The 15,161-nt window shown below is 66.2% G+C and carries 24 protein-coding genes and 1 tRNA gene; 4 read left to right on the forward strand and 21 right to left on the reverse strand.

Features of this window, described 5'->3' with window-relative positions:
* The first annotated feature begins 17 nt into the window (after window positions 1-17).
* Window positions 18-1,433 (forward strand): sigma-54 dependent transcriptional regulator, encoded by a 1,416-nt coding sequence (locus DQG15_RS01000; protein ID WP_116082027.1) that lies wholly within the window; start codon window positions 18-20, stop codon window positions 1,431-1,433.
* A gap of 48 nt (window positions 1,434-1,481) precedes the next feature.
* On the opposite strand, the gene DQG15_RS01005 is transcribed toward DQG15_RS01000, so the two are convergent.
* From DQG15_RS01005 to DQG15_RS01015, 3 genes are all read right to left on the reverse strand, one after another.
* A complete protein-coding gene (locus tag DQG15_RS01005) occupies window positions 1,482-3,656 on the reverse strand; it encodes a malate synthase G (RefSeq protein ID WP_116082029.1) in 2,175 nt (724 codons plus the stop codon).
* A gap of 198 nt (window positions 3,657-3,854) precedes the next feature.
* A complete protein-coding gene (locus DQG15_RS01010) occupies window positions 3,855-4,325 on the reverse strand; it encodes a disulfide bond formation protein B (protein WP_116082031.1) in 471 nt (156 codons plus the stop codon).
* The gene (locus DQG15_RS01015; protein WP_116082033.1) at window positions 4,322-4,900 is read right to left on the reverse strand and encodes a YqaA family protein; all 579 of its coding nucleotides are present in this window, start codon (window positions 4,898-4,900) and stop codon (window positions 4,322-4,324) included. The genes DQG15_RS01010 and DQG15_RS01015 overlap by 4 nt, the downstream gene beginning before the upstream one ends.
* Before the next feature lie 181 nt (window positions 4,901-5,081).
* Between DQG15_RS01015 and DQG15_RS01020 the strand changes: the two genes are divergently transcribed.
* The 3 genes from DQG15_RS01020 (at window position 5,082) to DQG15_RS01030 (ending at window position 7,106) form a co-directional block, all read left to right on the forward strand.
* The gene (locus tag DQG15_RS01020; protein WP_116082034.1) at window positions 5,082-5,627 is read left to right on the forward strand and encodes a TRAP transporter small permease; all 546 of its coding nucleotides are present in this window, start codon (window positions 5,082-5,084) and stop codon (window positions 5,625-5,627) included.
* Window positions 5,624-6,979: a TRAP transporter large permease gene (locus DQG15_RS01025; protein ID WP_116082036.1), complete on the forward strand. Its 1,356-nt coding sequence runs from the start codon at window positions 5,624-5,626 to the stop codon at window positions 6,977-6,979. Before DQG15_RS01020 ends, DQG15_RS01025 begins: the two co-directional genes overlap by 4 nt.
* Window positions 6,980-7,022: 43 nt before the next feature.
* Window positions 7,023-7,106 (forward strand) — tRNA-Leu (locus tag DQG15_RS01030).
* 111 nt (window positions 7,107-7,217) lie between these two features.
* On the opposite strand, the gene DQG15_RS01035 is transcribed toward DQG15_RS01030, so the two are convergent.
* The 18 genes from DQG15_RS01035 to DQG15_RS18020 form a co-directional block, all read right to left on the reverse strand.
* A complete protein-coding gene (locus DQG15_RS01035; protein ID WP_157968848.1) occupies window positions 7,218-8,225 on the reverse strand; it encodes a tyrosine-type recombinase/integrase in 1,008 nt (335 codons plus the stop codon).
* Between the two features lie 23 nt (window positions 8,226-8,248).
* Window positions 8,249-8,458 (reverse strand): hypothetical protein, encoded by a 210-nt coding sequence (locus DQG15_RS01040; RefSeq protein WP_116082039.1) that lies wholly within the window; start codon window positions 8,456-8,458, stop codon window positions 8,249-8,251.
* Window position 8,459: 1 nt separating this feature from the next.
* Entirely contained in the window at window positions 8,460-8,807 is a 348-nt protein-coding gene (locus DQG15_RS01045; protein WP_116082040.1) for a hypothetical protein, read from the reverse strand.
* A gap of 3 nt (window positions 8,808-8,810) precedes the next feature.
* Window positions 8,811-8,975 carry a hypothetical protein gene (locus DQG15_RS18010; protein WP_157968849.1) on the reverse strand — a complete coding sequence of 55 codons (165 nt, stop codon included), beginning with the start codon at window positions 8,973-8,975 and terminating at the stop codon, window positions 8,811-8,813.
* Window positions 8,972-9,229, reverse strand: a complete 258-nt coding sequence (locus DQG15_RS01050; RefSeq protein ID WP_116082042.1) for a hypothetical protein — start codon at window positions 9,227-9,229, stop codon at window positions 8,972-8,974. The genes DQG15_RS18010 and DQG15_RS01050 overlap by 4 nt, the downstream gene beginning before the upstream one ends.
* Window positions 9,226-10,008, reverse strand: a complete 783-nt coding sequence (locus tag DQG15_RS01055; RefSeq protein WP_157968850.1) for a hypothetical protein — start codon at window positions 10,006-10,008, stop codon at window positions 9,226-9,228. The genes DQG15_RS01050 and DQG15_RS01055 overlap by 4 nt, the downstream gene beginning before the upstream one ends.
* Window positions 10,005-10,418 carry a Ref family recombination enhancement nuclease gene (locus tag DQG15_RS01060; RefSeq protein WP_116082045.1) on the reverse strand — a complete coding sequence of 138 codons (414 nt, stop codon included), beginning with the start codon at window positions 10,416-10,418 and terminating at the stop codon, window positions 10,005-10,007. Before DQG15_RS01060 ends, DQG15_RS01055 begins: the two co-directional genes overlap by 4 nt.
* Entirely contained in the window at window positions 10,415-10,870 is a 456-nt protein-coding gene (locus DQG15_RS01065; RefSeq protein WP_116082047.1) for a hypothetical protein, read from the reverse strand. The genes DQG15_RS01060 and DQG15_RS01065 overlap by 4 nt, the downstream gene beginning before the upstream one ends.
* Before the next feature lie 2 nt (window positions 10,871-10,872).
* Window positions 10,873-11,580: a hypothetical protein gene (locus DQG15_RS01070; protein WP_232830657.1), complete on the reverse strand. Its 708-nt coding sequence runs from the start codon at window positions 11,578-11,580 to the stop codon at window positions 10,873-10,875.
* Window positions 11,577-12,575, reverse strand: coding sequence for an ATP-binding protein (locus tag DQG15_RS01075; RefSeq protein WP_116082049.1), 999 nt, complete (start codon window positions 12,573-12,575; stop codon window positions 11,577-11,579). Before DQG15_RS01075 ends, DQG15_RS01070 begins: the two co-directional genes overlap by 4 nt.
* Window positions 12,576-12,711: 136 nt before the next feature.
* Window positions 12,712-13,035, reverse strand: a complete 324-nt coding sequence (locus DQG15_RS01080) for a hypothetical protein (RefSeq protein WP_116082050.1) — start codon at window positions 13,033-13,035, stop codon at window positions 12,712-12,714.
* Complete coding sequence (locus DQG15_RS01085; RefSeq protein ID WP_116082052.1) at window positions 13,035-13,322, reverse strand: hypothetical protein; 288 nt, start codon at window positions 13,320-13,322, stop codon at window positions 13,035-13,037. Before DQG15_RS01085 ends, DQG15_RS01080 begins: the two co-directional genes overlap by 1 nt.
* A gap of 271 nt (window positions 13,323-13,593) precedes the next feature.
* Entirely contained in the window at window positions 13,594-13,746 is a 153-nt protein-coding gene (locus DQG15_RS18015) for a hypothetical protein (RefSeq protein WP_157968851.1), read from the reverse strand.
* Window positions 13,743-14,117: a hypothetical protein gene (locus tag DQG15_RS01090; protein WP_198665044.1), complete on the reverse strand. Its 375-nt coding sequence runs from the start codon at window positions 14,115-14,117 to the stop codon at window positions 13,743-13,745. The genes DQG15_RS18015 and DQG15_RS01090 overlap by 4 nt, the downstream gene beginning before the upstream one ends.
* On the reverse strand, window positions 14,114-14,335 hold the full coding sequence (locus DQG15_RS01095) for a hypothetical protein (protein ID WP_116082053.1): 222 nt from the start codon (window positions 14,333-14,335) through the stop codon (window positions 14,114-14,116). The genes DQG15_RS01090 and DQG15_RS01095 overlap by 4 nt, the downstream gene beginning before the upstream one ends.
* A complete protein-coding gene (locus tag DQG15_RS01100; RefSeq protein WP_116082055.1) occupies window positions 14,335-14,577 on the reverse strand; it encodes a hypothetical protein in 243 nt (80 codons plus the stop codon). The genes DQG15_RS01095 and DQG15_RS01100 overlap by 1 nt, the downstream gene beginning before the upstream one ends.
* Window positions 14,574-14,774 carry a hypothetical protein gene (locus DQG15_RS01105; protein WP_116082056.1) on the reverse strand — a complete coding sequence of 67 codons (201 nt, stop codon included), beginning with the start codon at window positions 14,772-14,774 and terminating at the stop codon, window positions 14,574-14,576. Before DQG15_RS01105 ends, DQG15_RS01100 begins: the two co-directional genes overlap by 4 nt.
* Window positions 14,771-14,947 (reverse strand): hypothetical protein, encoded by a 177-nt coding sequence (locus DQG15_RS18020; RefSeq protein WP_157968852.1) that lies wholly within the window; start codon window positions 14,945-14,947, stop codon window positions 14,771-14,773. The genes DQG15_RS01105 and DQG15_RS18020 overlap by 4 nt, the downstream gene beginning before the upstream one ends.
* Window positions 14,948-15,161 lie beyond the last annotated feature (214 nt).

Genomic DNA, 15,161 nt, shown 5'->3' on the forward strand with positions numbered 1-15,161 from the left:
AGAGGGAGCAAGGGATCATGGGCGACATTCTGATCACCGACGACGAGCGCGACATCCGCGAGCTTGTCGGCGACATCCTGAAGGACGAGGGCTTTTCGGTCCGGCTCGCGGCGAATGCGGACGAGTGCATGTCCTCGATCAACGCCGAGCCGCCCGCGCTGATGATCCTCGATATCTGGCTGAAGGACAGCCGGATGGACGGGATCGACATCCTCAAGACCGTGAAGCGGGACAACCCGGACATCCCCGTCGTGATCATCTCGGGTCACGGGAACATCGAGATTGCCGTCGCCGCCATCAAGCAGGGCGCCTACGACTTCATCGAGAAGCCGTTCCATATCGATCAGCTCATGGTCGTGATCCGCCGGGCGATGGAAACCTCGCGCCTGCGCCGGGAGAATACCCAGCTGCGCCGCCGGGAAGTGGTCGCCGCGGAAATGATCGGCGCAAGCTATGCCTTCAAGACGCTGAAATCCCAGCTCGAAAAGGTGACGCGCTCGAACGGTCGGGTGATGCTGACGGGGCCGGCCGGCTCCGGCAAAGAGATCGCCGCGCGCTTCATCCATCAGAATTCGGCGCGCGCCGACGGCCCGTTCGTCACCGTCCCCTCCGCTTCGGTTGAGCCCGAGCGGATGGAGGAGGTCCTTTTCGGCCGCGAGAGCCCCGAGCGGGGGATCGAACCGGGCCTTCTGGAGCGGGCCCATGGCGGCATCCTCTACTTCGACGAGGTGGCGGACATGCCTCCGGGCACCCAGTCCAAGATCCTCCGCGTTCTCGTCGATCAGCAATTCCAGCGCGTCGGCGGCACGGACAACGTTCGCGTGGACATGCGGGTGATCTCTTCGACCAACCGGGATCTTGCGAACGAGATCTCGGCCGGCCGGTTCCGGCAGGAACTCTATCATCGGCTGAACGTGGTCCCGATCCGTGTGCCGGGCCTCGACGAGCGACGGGAGGATATTCCCGAGCTGGCCAATTACTTCATCCAGCAGCTGAATCAGACCCAGAGCCTGCCGCTGCGGGAGCTGTCGGACGAGGCCGTCGCGCTTCTCCAGACGATGCACCTGCCGGGCAACGTGCGCCAGCTGAAGAACCTGATCGAGCGGGCGCTGATCCTCGGCGAGACCGGTGAGGCGATCGGCCCGCGGGAGCTCGAAGGCGGCGATACCGGCGGCAGCGAGGAGGACCGCGTGGTGCTGTCCGGCGCGCTGGCGACGCTGCCGTTGCGCGAGGCGCGCGAACTCTTCGAGCGGGAATACCTGCTGACGCAGATCAACCGGTTCGGCGGCAACATCTCCCGCACCGCGACCTTCGTCGGCATGGAGCGCAGCGCGCTGCACCGCAAGCTCAAGTCGCTCGGGGTGGTGACCTCCAGCAAGGCAGGCGGCCGCGTCGCCCATGTCGAGACGGCCGGGCAGGAAGCGGCGGAGTAGGGCGCTCGGGCGGGGGGCTGCTCCGGCCGCCCCCCGCGCGTTCGCCCCTTAAGCGGCGCCTTTCGCCTTCACCTGGAGCCGCCGCTCATGGAGCGCGGGCTCGGTGTACCCAGACGGTGCGATGCGCCCCTTGAAGACAAGGTCGCAGGCGGCCTGGAAGGCGAGGCCGTCGAACTCCGGTGACATCGGAGAGTAATCCGGATCGCCGGCATTCTGCTCGTCCACCATCGCCGCCATGCGGCGAAGCGCTCCCATGACGGTCTGCGCATCGGTCAGGTCATGGTGGATCCAGTTCGCCAGCGCCTGCGATGAGATCCGGCAGGTCGCCCTGTCCTCCATCAGCCCCACGCCCTCGAGGTCCGGCACGGTGGAGCAGCCGATCCCCTGATCGACCCATCGCACCACGTAGCCGAGGATCCCCTGTGCATTCAGGTCGGTCTCGGAGGCGATCTCCTCCGCCGAAAGTTCGGTCTCCAGAAGCGGGATCGTCAGGAGGGCGTCCAGCCCGTCCCGGGTCCCGCCGCCGGTTTCCTCGGCGATCTCGTAGAGCCGCTTGAAGACGTCGACCTTGTGGTAATGCGTGGCATGAAGGATGGCCGCGGTGGGCGAGGGGACCCAGGCGCAGGTCGCCCCGGCCTGCGGATGGGCGATCTTGGCCTCCAGCATGGCGTGCATCCTGTTGGGCATCGCCCACATGCCCTTGCCGATCTGCGCCCGCCCCTTCAGACCGCAGGCGATGGCGATGTCCACGTTGCGGCTTTCGTAGGCCGATAGCCACTCCGCCGATTTCATCTCCGCCTTGCGCTTCATCGGCCCGGCTTCCATCGCGGTATGGATCTCGTCCCCGGTGCGGTCGAGGAAGCCTGTGTTGACGAAGGCGATCCGGTCAGACGCGGCCTCGATGCAGGCGGCGAGGTTGGCGGAGGTCCGGCGTTCCTCGTCCATGATCCCGATCTTCACCATCTTGGCCGGGAGCCCGAGCGTACGCTCCACCGCATCGAAGATCCGGCAGGTCAGCGCGACCTCCTCCGGCCCGTGCATCTTCGGCTTCACCACGTAGATGGAGCCCGCGGGGGAGTTGTAGGGACCGCCCTCGCGCTTGAAGTCATGGATCGCGCAGAGGGTGGAGACGAGGGCGTCGAGAAGACCCTCGGAGATCTCGGCACCATCCTCGTCGAGGACCGCCGGTGTGGTCATCAGGTGGCCGACATTGCGCACGAGCATGAGCGAGCGGCCCTTGAGGAGGCGCGGCTGCCCGTCCGGCCCGATGAAGCCGATATCGTCGTTCAGATCGCGGGTGAATGTCTCGCCGCCCTTGGTAATCTCGGCCGTGAGATCGCCTTTCATCAGGCCGAGCCAGTTGCCATAGGCCAGGACCTTGTCCGGGGCATCGACGCAGGCAACCGAATCCTCCAGGTCGACGATCGTGCTCACCGCGGCTTCGAGGACGATATCGGCGAGGCCGGCGGGATCGGTCTTGCCGATGGGATGCGTGCGGTCGAGGAAGAGGACGATGTGCAGCCCGTTCGCCCGCAGGAACACGTCGGAGACATTGTTGTCCGGCCCGCGATTGAAGCCCGCGAACTGGCGCTCGTCCTTGAGCGTCGTTGAGCCCATCGAGCCGATGATCATGAGTTTCCCGCCGGAGGGCGCCAGCGCCTGAACGTCCGCCCAGCTTCCTTTCGCGAGGGGAGCCACGGCATCGAGATGCGCTTTCGCCCAGGCCACGACTTGGCGGCCGCGCTCCGGGTCGTACTCCCCCTTCGGAGCCTCCGAGCCGAGGGCGTCGGTGCCGTAGAGCGCATCGTAGAGCGAGCCCCACCGGGCATTCGCGGCGTTGAGAGCGTATCGTGCATTGGTGGCCGGAACGACAAGCTGCGGCCCGGCGACGGAGGCGATCTCGGGATCGACGCGGCTGGTTGCGACCTCGACCCCGTCCGGTTCCGGCAGAAGGTAGCCGATCTCTTCGAGAAAGGCGCGGTAGTCGGCGGCATCGTGCGGCTGGCCCCGGCGCTCGACATGCCAGGCGTCGATGGTTTCCTGCAGCTCGTCCCGCCGGTCGAGGAGGGCTCGTGTCGTCGGGCCGAACGCCTTCACGAGACCGGACAGGCCCGCCCAGAACTGATCCGGCTCGACGCCGGTGCCCGGAAGCGCCTGCTCCTCGATGAAGGTTGCAAGCTCGGTGGCGACCTGCAATCCGGTCTTCTCAACACGATCCGTCATAAAAATGGCTCCCTGATCGAATGTGGTGGGCGGTGGGGGGACCGCCTGCATTTGAGCTGAACTTTAGAGGGAAGACGCGACGCGAGTAAACGGCGCCGCACGACGGGACGCCGCTTGGCGCTGCGAGGCATCTCGTGGGACTGCCGCCTCGCCGAAAGGCATCTGAAGACCGCGAGGACGCTCGGGGAGCTAAGAGCGTCAGCCTTCCCGCTTGAGCGCCGCCGCGACCCAGAGCACCACCAGGACGAGGGAGAGAAGCGCGTTCCAGCCGGCCATGGACAGGCCCAGAAGCGACCAGACAACCTGATCGCACATCACGACGCCCGTCGGCGCGTCGGTGGACAGAAGATCCGCGCCGCCGAGGCCGGAGAGTCCGGCGCCACCGCCCGTACAGGCCGTCGGCCCCGGCCAGATCCCCCATTCGACGCCCGAATGGTAGATGCCGATCCCGGCGGTGATGGCGGCAGCGAGCGCACCGAACCAAGCCAGGCTCCGGGTCCCGAGCGCCAGCGCAGCGACGCCGATCGCGATGGCCGCCGCGTGCGGCCAGCGCTGCCAGAGGCACATCTTGCACGGGGCATAGCCGCCGATGTGCTGAAAGGCGAAGGCGCCGAGGAGAAGCGCGGCGGAGCCGAGCGTGGCGAGAAGAACGAGCGTGGTGCGGGTCACAGGAACCTCACTGCGAGAAATCCACCGATCAGGGCGGCGACGAAGAGCGTGAAGACGAGGGCGAGGCGGCGCTCGATGAAGTGCCGGATCGGCTCCCCGAAGCGCCAGAGGAGCGCCGAGACGATGTAGAACCGCAGGCCCCGCGCCACGATGGAGGTGACGAGGAAGGTGCCGAGCGGCATCCCCGTCCAGCCGGACATGATCGTGATGACCTTGAAGGGAAAGGGCGTCAGTCCGGCCACAAGGACCGCCCAGAAGCCGAGGCCGTTGAAGCGCGTGTTGAACTCTTCCATGCTGTGCGCCTTGCCGAGCGCTTCAAGCACGGGTTGCCCGACCTGATCGTAGAAGAAGGCGCCGATGACGTAGCCCGCGAGGCCGCCGAGAACCGACGCGATCGTCGCGACGGTCGCGATCAGGAAGGCCCTGCGGCGCTGTGCCAGGATCATCGGGATCATCAGGATGTCGGGCGGAATCGGAAAGACGGAGCTTTCGGCGAAGGCCACGGCGGCCAGCGCCCAGAGCGCCCGAGGCCCGGCGGAGAGGGCCATCGTCCAGTTGTAGAGGCGAGCGAGCACGGGCGACGTTCCTCGAGGCGGGGTGTCCGGTGGACATGACCCGCGCCGCAGCCGCGGTCAAGGCTGAGGCTCGGACGCGGGGCGGCATGAGGCGGTCCCGCAGCGATGTCCCGGCATTGTCCCCGCGGCGCCGAACGGCTAGAGGGCGCAGCACTTCAGACCCGCCACGGGAGAGTGCGCGTTGAGGGGGATCGGCGTCCTGATCGAGCGGGCCGCGCGCGGCATGGCCGTCCTTGCGGGGATCGGACTTCTCGGCCTGTCCGTCATGGTCTGCGTCTCCGTGATCGGCCGTGCCCTGACGGGACTGGGGCTGGGGCCGGTACGCGGGGATTACGAGCTGATGGCGAATGGCTGCGGCATCGCTGTCTTCTGGGTCCTCCCCTGGGCCACGCTCTCCCGCGCCCATGTGAGGGTGGATATCGCGGCCTCCCGGCTCCCGGCGCGCCTCCGGGACGGTCTGGGCTTGCTCGGCGATCTTTTACTGGCCCTCGCGGCCTTCGTCATTCTCCGCCAGCTCTGGCTCGGCTTCGGCGAAAAGCTCCCCTACGGCTCAGAGGTGCTGCGGTCCGCGCTCGGGCTCGGCGCCCGGCCGTATTACACCGAGACAACCTTCGATCTGGGCCTGCCGGTCTGGGCGCTGCTCGCGGCGGCCCTGGCGGGCGCGGTCATGACCGTCGTCGCGGCTTTGCGGGCGGCCTGGGTGTCGTTTGCCGAGGCGATGTCATGACCGGACCCGCGCTCGCCGCCCTCGTCTTTGCCGGCGTGATCGCCGCGATCCTGGCGCGTATCCCCGTGGCCGTCGCCATCGGCGGTGCCGGGATCGCGGGAACGTGGGCGATCCTCGGCAGTGCGGCGGGGCCGATGAGCCAGTTGAAGACGCTGCCGTTCGATATCTTCTCGACCCCCTCGCTCGTCATCGTCCCGCTGTTCCTGCTGATGGGGCAGGTGGCCACGCAGACGGGCCTCTCCGCGGCTCTCTTCGGCGTCGCCGGGGACTGGGCCGGGCATCGCCGGGGCGGAATGGCGCTGGCCGGGATCGGCGCATCGGCCGGTTTCGGGGCGATCTGCGGCTCGTCGCTCGCCACCGCCTCGACCATGGCGCAGGTCGCGCTGCCCGAGATGCGCGCGCGGGGCTATTCGGACGCGCTGGCGGCCGGGACCGTGGCGGCGGGCGGGACATTGGGCATTCTCATTCCGCCCTCCGTGATCCTGGTGATCTACGCCATCATGGCCGAGGCCAACATCGTGACCCTGTTCGCGGCCGCCCTTCTGCCCGGGCTTCTAGCGACGGCCGGATATGCCCTCGTCATCGTGCTCTACGTCCGCATCGCGCCAGGCGCAGGGCCGGCCGGGGCGCGCGCGCCGCTCAAGGCGCGGCTCGCAGGGCTGTCGCAGGCATGGCCGGTCCTCGCGATCTTCGGGCTGACCATGGGCGGCATGCTCGTGGATCTCGACTGGCAGAGTGCCGGTCTCCAGGCTCTTTTCACGCCAAACGAGGCGGCCGCTTTCGGTGTGGTGGCGACCCTCCTTCATGGCGCCGTGACCGGACGGCTGACCCTGGCCGGTCTCGTCGAGGCTATCCTCGAAACGGCCCGGACCACGGCGATGATCTTCGCGATCCTCCTCGGGGCCGAACTCTTCAAGGGGTTCCTCGCCCTGACGCAGGCCCCGCAGGCGCTGGCAGCGTGGGTGGAAGCGGCCGGAATAGTGCCCTTCGTGGTCCTCGCGGCGATGCTGCTGGCCTACCTCATCTTCGGATGCGTCATGGATAGCCTGTCGATGATCCTCCTCACGGTGCCGGTCTTCCTGCCGGTGATCGAGGGGCTCGACTTCGGGCTCCAGGCCGGTGAGGCCGCGATCTGGTTCGGCATCCTCGCGCTGATGGCGGTGGAGGTGGGACTGATCACGCCGCCGGTCGGGTTGAACCTCTTCATCCTGTCGGCGGCGGCGCCCGGGATCGACGTGCGTCGGATCTGGGCGGGCGTGCTGCCCTTCATCCTGTCCGATATCCTGCGCATCGCGATTCTGGGCGCGCTTCCGGCCATCTCCCTGTGGTTGCCGCGTTGGCTTGCGGGTTGAGGCTGGCGTAGCCCGCGCGGCTCGGTTAGGTACGGACCTGCTGGCCCGAGTGGCGGAATGGTAGACGCAGGGGATTCAAAATCCCCCGCCTCGCGGCGTGTCGGTTCGAGTCCGACCTCGGGTACCACGTTGGTTTTGAAAGGAAAGGCGCTCGATCTCGATACTCCTCCGACCTTGGCTCCAGCGCCGTATCCCACACCTCTATCCCACTTTCACGATTCGTCATCGGTTCGTTCTCCTACCGCCTTTTGTGCGCGGAGCGCGTAAGGGTGAGCCGGCTCGCCCGGCGCCGATAGTAGGCCACCGTCTCCGGGCTCTGGTTGGTCGCGGCCTGGATCTCGGCGTCAGACCATCCCGCCTCAGCGAGCCGGATGATCGCCAGCTTCCTTAGGCCGTGTAGCGAGAACGCCTTGGCCTCCGCTCCGAGGCCCTTGCGCCACTTTCGGAAGGCGCGCTCGACGGCGTCATAACCGAGCGGCTGGCTGAGGTTCTTGGCCAGCACATAAGCGCCCCGTTTCGGCAGACCGTCGAGGTAGGCGCGCAACTGGCTCGGGCAGTGGACTTGAAAACGCTCGTCCTGCTTCTCGTCCACGACCGTCATGCGATCACCGCTGAAGTCCGACCATGCCATCTCGATGGCTGCGCTCGGTCGTTGCCCGCTGCCAAGGATAAGCTCGGCCGTCGTGCGGACGTTCTCGGGGGCGTCGGCAAGCTTTCCGACCATCCACTCGGGCCACGGTTCGAAAGGGTTTTGCACACCGTATTTGTCGATCCCGGTTGCTGGGTTGTCACCTAGCGGCCAGTCGGCCTTGAGCTTGCCGTAGTTCCAAAGCAGAGACACGATCTGGATCCGCCAGTCGGCCTTGCGCGGTGTGTCAGCCAGCGCAGCGTGGACTTTCCGCAGGCCCGGCCTCGTCGTCTTACGCACATCCTTGTCGGCGTTCTTCTCAAGCAGCGCGTCCATTTCCCGGCGGTAGCTCCGGCGCGTGCCATCCGCGAGGCGCTTCTGGACAACCGGGTCGGATCGCCAAGCGACGACCAGATCATGCCACGTGTACTGCGCCGGTGCCTGTTGCCGGTCATGCTTCCCGGTTCGGCACTCCCAATAGAGGGCGTCGAGGCGCTCGGGGTCGCCCTGCCAATCAAGGAAGATCGTGCGTTCCTTGCGCTTGCCGTTCACCGTTTTCGTCTGGCGGTAAACTGGCACCCACTTGCCGAACCACTTCCATGCGAGGCGCGGCTTCACGATGCGGGGCTTCGGCGGGCGTCTCACGCTTCGATGTCCTCATCGTCAGGCCATGCGGCTTTGCCGTCCACGATGGCCTTTATGTCCTGCACGCGCCAACGATCGTGCTGGCCGATCCTGCATGGCTTCGGCAGCGCCCCGGCGTCGACAAGCCGGCGGAACTCGAAGGCTGGCATATCCAACATCTTCGCCGCGGTCGTGTCGCGAACTGCTAGGGGCTGCGGGGCTCCCATGTCAGTCCTCCGCGCCGAGCGTGTCGGGGGTGCGGATGGCGGCACAGAGATAGGCGAAAGCCTCGTCTCGTTCTTCGACCCACAGCGGATCATCCTCCGGATCTTTGCCATTATACGGGTTGTCGCCGTTCCAAGCCTCCCGCGACATCACGAACCCAGCCCGAAAGGTGTTCCTCATGATCTCCTGCACGATGGGGGAGGCGAGGAGGGCGGCGCGGTCGTGGCGGATGTAGGCAGTCTTGTACGGTCCGCCTGACGGGAAGTTGCGCCATGCTCCCTGCTGCCGTTTACCCGGGCGCTGGACTAGCTGACGGGTCCAGATCATCGGCGCTTTCGTCTCGTCACTCATGGCTCAGTCCTCCTGTCCAGCGGCGGGCGGGGCCTCGCCTGGGGTGTCGTCAATCAGCGTCGGCAACAGGCAGGCGGCTGCCGCGCAGATCGCTGAGGCGAGGAGCAGGCCGCAGAAGTCGTCCGCGGCGCGGCGGGCCTGCGTCTCGATGGGGTCGGGGAGGGTCATCGCGTGGCCTCCCGGTAGGCGGCGAGGGCGGTCATTTTCCTGCGGTAAGCATTCGTGCCGCCGGTCTCTTCTTCATCGGCAACGGCTTCCGCCAGTTCCTCCGCAGCCAGAAGCGCGGCGGCTAGCCTATCCATCAGGGCCGCATCGTCGCGGCTCTCGCGGGCCACCACGAACAGCATCTCGTTTTCACGGGGCGCCGTACCCTTACGGCGAACATCAGCGCGCTCCCGGGTCTGCTCGATAAGGCCGGTCATGCCTCGCCCCCTTTCGCAGCGAGGGCGCGGAGGGCGGCTTCGATGATGTCCTTGGTCGCCCACCAACTGATAGTCACATCGAGCGTATCTTCGTCGCCGTCATCGTTGATAAACGGGTGAGTCTCAGAAAACTCATCCATCAGCACGGGTTTGAGGTTGCCGAAGATCGGGTTTGGGGTCGCATCGAGCAGCACCCGCGCCGCCTCTGCCACGCTCACCTCGCGCGGGGGCATGGCGGCAAGGGCGGCGGTGAAGTCGCAATCGGAGAGCGCGAAATCCCGCTCGGCGTCCTTCTCCGTATCCCATGCGGTCAGGAGCCAGCCCGGCTCGGGGTGCCATTCGGTCGCGTCGTAGCGCAGCCGGAGAGGCCGGATCGTCCGCATCGCCGTCTCGCCGCGCCAGTTTGTGTAGCGCATCGTGATCGGCTCCCGCACGTCGTCGGCAGGCTCTGAGGCGGGGGCAAGCGCAGAGAGGACGCGTCGCTCGTAGTCAGCTTGCGCGCCGGCTTTGGCGGCTTCTAGGCTGAGGAACGGGGAGTCGTTCTTGGAGCCGTTTATATACCAGTAGAACGACCCCTGTGCATTAACATCCTCGCGCACGGTGTAGCGGAAGGCACAGTTCATAGGATCTGCTCGATGGTAGTTGATCTGCGCCAGAAACCACTCCAGCGGTTTCACTCGGAGGCCCCTTAGCCGCGCGTTCTCGGCTTCCAGATCGGCGATGAGGGCGTCTTTTTCGTCGGTCATGTCTGTCTCCTGTGTTTGGCTGGGGCGGATCATCGGTCGATCCCTAGTCTCTGCTCGACCCACGACAGCCAGTCGGTGTCGCTGCCGTAGAGCGACTTCCACGCGGCCGGCTCGCGGTGCAGGGCCAGCTTGGAGGTGTCGAGGTCGCCGGTGTGATGCCCCTCGCATAGGGGCAGGGTCATGGTGTCGGGGGCGCGCCTGCGGCTGTACCGGCCGTGGATGCAGTGATGCACGGTGGTCCGGCTCTGCTGCACCATCCCCCACTCGACGCAGATGACGCACGGCAGCGCGGCAACGCGGGCCATGTGTTCCTGCCCCGCCTTCCCCTCGGCGCTCTGTCGTGCCTTCTGGCGGCGCTTGGAAACGGGGCGGATCTTGCCGGTGCGCTCCATCTGCGATGTGCTGGTGAGCGGCGTTCTGCGGGCGAGCGGGGAGCGCTTCACGAGAACTCCTCCTCGTAGCGGAGCGCGTCCGGATCCGTCAGGTGAAAGCCGATCCCGCACCAATGCCGCTGCATCTCTTCCATGAAGCTGGTCATCTGCTTGACCGTCATCAGGCGCGTCACCGGAAGGTCGAAGGCGCGGATGGACGCCACCTGCTGCTCATAAGTCAGGCGGTCCATGACCCCGTGCCAGGAGACGGCGAACGCCTCGTTCTCGGCGAGGAGGATCGGGACTCCGAACTGGCGCTTGCACTCGGCGCGCACCTCGGCGTGGCTGCTATCGCCACGCTGACGGGCGATGTCAGCATACCATCGCTGGGACAGCCGGTTCTGGCGGTTGCGCCGCAGCTGCCCCTTCGTGATGGTGACGGTCTGAGGATAGGCGCCGCGGCCGGCGATGAACCTGCACAGCTTCGCCGCATCCTCGTCGCTGTGGACCACGCGCGTTGTCATGATCAGTACGCCTCCTGACATTCCCACACGCGGAGGCCGTCAGCGTGAGCGTTCGTCTTGTGGTTCTTCTGCGCCCACTGATCGACAAAGGCTGTCAGGTCGTCTCGATGATTGGCGGCAATCCAGTGCAGGAGCTTCTTGTGGTCGGTCACCTCGTAGTGCGTGACGGTACGCAGGCCCTTCACTTGATCGCGCTTCGCAGCCTGCGCTGCCTTCTCAGCCTCCATCGCTGCGCGCTTGGCTTCTTCGGCCTCGCGTTGCTGCTCGATGTTTGCGGTATCTGCGGCGGCTGCCTTGGCCTCGGCTTCCCGGCGGGCCTTGTTCGCGGCTTCCCACGCGGCCCGTTCCTCAGCCCGCTTTCGTTCGTCCAGCTCGCGCTTGAAGGTATCCACCACGGAGACAAGGCCGGCCTCGATGCGCTTGGTGTCCTCGATCGAGGGCTTCCACCGATCAAGCTCCGCTTTGTAGACGGCGTGGAGCGGGGCGGTCGCGGCCTTCTGCCCCTTCTCAAGGGACAGGCGGCACTCGCGCATGGCCTTGCGCAGGGCGTCCACGGCCTTCATCTGGGCCTCGTTCTCGACCCGCTCGCCGTCCAGCCAGTTCTCAGCTTCCGAGATGGTGTCGCCGTAGGGGGCGAGGGCCTCGTCAATGGGGTCGGGCGGGTTGTTGTGGCCGACAACCGCGCGTTCGTTCATTGCTCCGTCCATCATGCAGCCTCCTGGTCGGGGTCATAGGGCAGGTCGCGCATCCCGAGGATGTCGTCCTCTTCGTCGCGCGTATCGTCATCAGCCTGCGCGCCCGCTTCGTGTTCGGGGTCCGAGTAGCGACGGGCGTCGGGGTCGAAGTCGAGGCCCAGATCGTTCGCGCGGGTGACGACCAACTTCGCCACATCGCGGCCGGCTTTCTTCGCCCGGCCCAGAACGGCGTTGATCTGGCTCGCCTTGGTCATCGTCGGCAGCGTGGCCTTGAACCACTCCACCTCGGACTTCCGCTCGACCTGCTCCTCCGAGAGGGCGTTGAGGTCGGCCTTGATCCGCGTGATGATATCGGCAAGGCAGGTCGCGAACGTCTCCGGGGCGGACTGTGCGTCGGGCAGGGGCATGGCGCCGATGCCGGCCGGATCTTTCCCGAACGCGGTCTCGGTGGGCGAGAAGATCAGTTGCCGCTCGCGATTGTGGATCGAGATGCGAGCGATCACGTCGCTGTCGGTCAGGACCAGATCCTTCGAGCCGCCCTGGATCTTGAGGCGTTCCTTGATCTCGTCGCCGTCGTGCTTCTCGTCCATGTGGGACAGGAGGATCACGTCCTTGCCGAACGACTTCAGCAACTTGAGAAAAGCGCTGAAGCGAACGCCGAGCTGGCCCCATCCCTGCTGGTTCAGGGCGCCGCCATAGGATAGCTTCGAGTTGCTGCGAACGATGTCGGCCCCGAGGCTGTCCAGCGCCTTGCCCACGGTGTCGATGATGATGGTGTCGTAATCCGCGAGGTCGGCGGCGGTCATGCTCGCCACGTCCGCCCAGTTCTCGACCTGCACCACGTCTTTCCGGTCAACGGCACGATAGGCGCCCTTGTCGAAGTCCAAGAGCAGAGGGCTGTTGGCTGTATAGGCGAGGCTGGTCTTGCCGAGCCCCGGCTGCGAGTAGATCGTGACGCAGAGGTTCTTGACCTCGATCGGCTGGTTCGACTTGGTGATGTTCAGTGCCATGTTCGCCTCCTCAATGGGATTGCGGTGAATGTCGGGTGCTGTGTGTCTGGTCTCCCCGCTCCATGAGGGAGAGGCACGGAGCGGGGAGGGGACCGGCGCTTAGGGAGGAGGATCGGCGCCGGTGTCTCGGGGCGTGTCAGACCCACGTCTTGTGTGCATCCCAACCGGCCTCAGCGGCATCCATGCACTTGGCATCGTCAGCTTCGCGTTCTGCGGTTACGATTGCTCTAAACTGACGGGAGAGAATGGCATGAGCGAAAGCGCTTGAGACGACACGGGCGTTGTTCTGCTTGAGTCGGCTGGCGGCGAACTCCGCGGCAGATCGCTTCCGGTATTTCATCGCCAGCTCCGAATTATGGTCTGTCCACCAAAGGCTCTTGGACTTCGCCCGGTCCACAAGTGCGAGGGTAGATATGCCCATGCTAGCGCCCTTCCGGGCATTGCAGATGATCGCGTACATCACGCTGCCTCCCCTTGGTCGGAGGCGCCGATCGGTTCGAGGCCGGAGAGACGGGCGGTTTCCGCATCAAGCGCGGCGGCATACCCCGCGACGTGCGGCTCGTTGATCGCGGCGGCGATGGCGCGGGCCATGCACATGTCCGGGACCGCCAGCATGAGGCCGGTATCGTGCGCGTAGACGCCGCCATCCGCGTCGGGCGTGTTGATGCTGACGAAAGCTTGGCCGCTATGTTCACACTTCCAAGCCTTAGCCTTGTGCTTGGAGTTGATGTGGGCAGTGAGGTGCATAGTCAGGCTCCTTTCGCTTTCTCGATCTCTCGCATCGTCCCTGCCGGGTCTGTCCCGTGGCGGTGTGCGAGGTCGGTATCGGTGGCCCCGTCGTGGGCGGTGGGTACGCTGGCACGACGGGGTGCGGCGGGGGTCGCCGCGTGTCCCGCTTGGCCGGGGAGGGCGGCGCTGCGGGTGTAGGGATTGCAGGTGCAGCGCCAAAGGGAGCCGCATTTGAAGCGGAGCCAGCCCGTCCCGCCGCAGTCTCGGCAGGGGTTGGTGAAGGCCGCGCTCATCGGGGAAGCCATATCTGAGCCCCCACCAGGACGAGGGCGGACACCGAGTTGACGACGGCCAAGAATACAGCCCCGTCCTTGAAGCACAGGACTGCGGCTGCGACGGTGAGCGCGAGGAAGACCCACCCGGCGACATAGGAGGCGATCATCGCGTGGCCTCGCGGTAGGCGGCGAGGGCGGGCTCGGCAACGTCCGCGCAGTCGTAGCCAGATTGCAGATGTTCCAACGCTGAAAGCATCCCTTCCGCAGCCAGAAGCGCGGGCGCTATCTGGTCCGGCCAAATCCACCAGATGGGATAGGCACCGTCATCTTCGGCGCGCTGGAAGTCACCGCCACTGCGGCACCGGCGGCCCTTTTGATCGAAGCACAAAGCTTTGAAGTGGTGTCCGCGCCAACCAGTGCGGTCAGCGTGTTCGGCGTCGAAGTATTCGGGGTGCGATGTCAGTGCGCGAGTGGCGTGGACGACCCACTCCTTCTGGCTGGCAAAATACTGCCCTCTGATCGAAACAAAATCGGTCATCGCGCGCACTCCAGTTCCTGCGCGGGCGCCGTCAGGGCGTGAGGCGCAGCAACCGCGGCGGCGGCGTCCTCAGGCCAGATGACGCAGTAGTCGTTATGCCACGCCCACCATTCGAGGCCGGCCATGCTCCCGAAGTACGCGACCCACGAAGGGTCATCGCAGTTGCGGAGGCGGTGATACTGGCCGTCGTGGCCAAGGTATTCGAAGGTGCCTTCCATCACGCGGCCTCCTCGTCGTAGTCCACCTCACCGGACATGCGGAGGAGGGCGGCGTGCAGGTCCGGGTGCAGGTCGGCCGGCTGGAGCGTCACGCCAGCGATGGTCACGGTGTTGAGCGTGGCGCTGCTGTCCTGGATTTCCTCGCCGGGCTGGTGGCCCCATGTCGAGGTGAACGGACGATCCGCGATGGCGAGGAACCGGGCCTCTGCCTCAAGGACGATCTTGCCGGAGACGGTGGTCATTGCCTTGCTCCTTTGATGCTGGCCTCTCCGTGGAGGCGGACGACGGTGTTGGAGAAATCGGTGAGCGCGGAGACCTGCGCCTCAAGCTCGGCGTTGCGGCGCTCCAGAGCGTCCAGCGCGTGGCTCGCCTCTAGGCAGACGTGCGAGGGGACGACGGGCTGGCTCAGGAGGTGCGAGAGGCGGCGGGCGCGGGTCATCGGGACGCCCCACCAAGCGCGGGCGGAAAGTCCGGGGTGACGTAGACGTTAGTGGTGTCCCGGCCTTCCCAAGACGCCATGCACTCGCGGCGGTAAGACTCACGGGCGGCGGCAACAGCGGCGCGCTCTTCGGCGCGGCAGGCTTCGAGCCAATCGCGATCTGCGTCTGTCATTGTCGTTCTCCCTGTGGCGTGTGCCGATGGGGAGAAGGTATTGGCCAGTTGGCCAGTCGTCAAGCGCTAAGATGGACAAGTGGCCAATTTATGGCCTGCGGGCGATCTACGCCCGTGCCGGAAAACGGAAAAAGCCCGCCGGGTTAGGGCGGGCTGGGCTTCGACGGGCGACATCAGGCATTGAAATCGGACGGCGTTAGAGCTACTTTTGAGA

The organism is Tropicimonas sp. IMCC34011, assembly GCF_003390865.1.
Taxonomy (GTDB): Bacteria; Pseudomonadota; Alphaproteobacteria; order Rhodobacterales; family Rhodobacteraceae; genus Tropicimonas_B.

Coding starts and splice junctions, on each gene's coding strand:
- DQG15_RS01000 (WP_116082027.1), top strand. CDS start 18: ATGGGCGACATTCTGATCACCGACGACGAGCGCGACATCCGCGAGCTT.
- DQG15_RS01005 (WP_116082029.1), bottom strand. CDS start 3,656: ATGACGGATCGTGTTGAGAAGACCGGATTGCAGGTCGCCACCGAGCTT.
- DQG15_RS01025 (WP_116082036.1), top strand. CDS start 5,624: ATGACCGGACCCGCGCTCGCCGCCCTCGTCTTTGCCGGCGTGATCGCC.
- DQG15_RS01040 (WP_116082039.1), bottom strand. CDS start 8,458: ATGGGAGCCCCGCAGCCCCTAGCAGTTCGCGACACGACCGCGGCGAAG.
- DQG15_RS01045 (WP_116082040.1), bottom strand. CDS start 8,807: ATGAGTGACGAGACGAAAGCGCCGATGATCTGGACCCGTCAGCTAGTC.
- DQG15_RS18010 (WP_157968849.1), bottom strand. CDS start 8,975: ATGACCCTCCCCGACCCCATCGAGACGCAGGCCCGCCGCGCCGCGGAC.
- DQG15_RS01050 (WP_116082042.1), bottom strand. CDS start 9,229: ATGACCGGCCTTATCGAGCAGACCCGGGAGCGCGCTGATGTTCGCCGT.
- DQG15_RS01055 (WP_157968850.1), bottom strand. CDS start 10,008: ATGATCCGCCCCAGCCAAACACAGGAGACAGACATGACCGACGAAAAA.
- DQG15_RS01065 (WP_116082047.1), bottom strand. CDS start 10,870: ATGACAACGCGCGTGGTCCACAGCGACGAGGATGCGGCGAAGCTGTGC.
- DQG15_RS01070 (WP_232830657.1), bottom strand. CDS start 11,580: ATGATGGACGGAGCAATGAACGAACGCGCGGTTGTCGGCCACAACAAC.
- DQG15_RS01075 (WP_116082049.1), bottom strand. CDS start 12,575: ATGGCACTGAACATCACCAAGTCGAACCAGCCGATCGAGGTCAAGAAC.
- DQG15_RS01080 (WP_116082050.1), bottom strand. CDS start 13,035: ATGTACGCGATCATCTGCAATGCCCGGAAGGGCGCTAGCATGGGCATA.
- DQG15_RS01085 (WP_116082052.1), bottom strand. CDS start 13,322: ATGCACCTCACTGCCCACATCAACTCCAAGCACAAGGCTAAGGCTTGG.
- DQG15_RS18015 (WP_157968851.1), bottom strand. CDS start 13,746: ATGATCGCCTCCTATGTCGCCGGGTGGGTCTTCCTCGCGCTCACCGTC.
- DQG15_RS01090 (WP_198665044.1), bottom strand. CDS start 14,117: ATGACCGATTTTGTTTCGATCAGAGGGCAGTATTTTGCCAGCCAGAAG.
- DQG15_RS01095 (WP_116082053.1), bottom strand. CDS start 14,335: ATGGAAGGCACCTTCGAATACCTTGGCCACGACGGCCAGTATCACCGC.
- DQG15_RS01100 (WP_116082055.1), bottom strand. CDS start 14,577: ATGACCACCGTCTCCGGCAAGATCGTCCTTGAGGCAGAGGCCCGGTTC.
- DQG15_RS01105 (WP_116082056.1), bottom strand. CDS start 14,774: ATGACCCGCGCCCGCCGCCTCTCGCACCTCCTGAGCCAGCCCGTCGTC.
- DQG15_RS18020 (WP_157968852.1), bottom strand. CDS start 14,947: ATGACAGACGCAGATCGCGATTGGCTCGAAGCCTGCCGCGCCGAAGAG.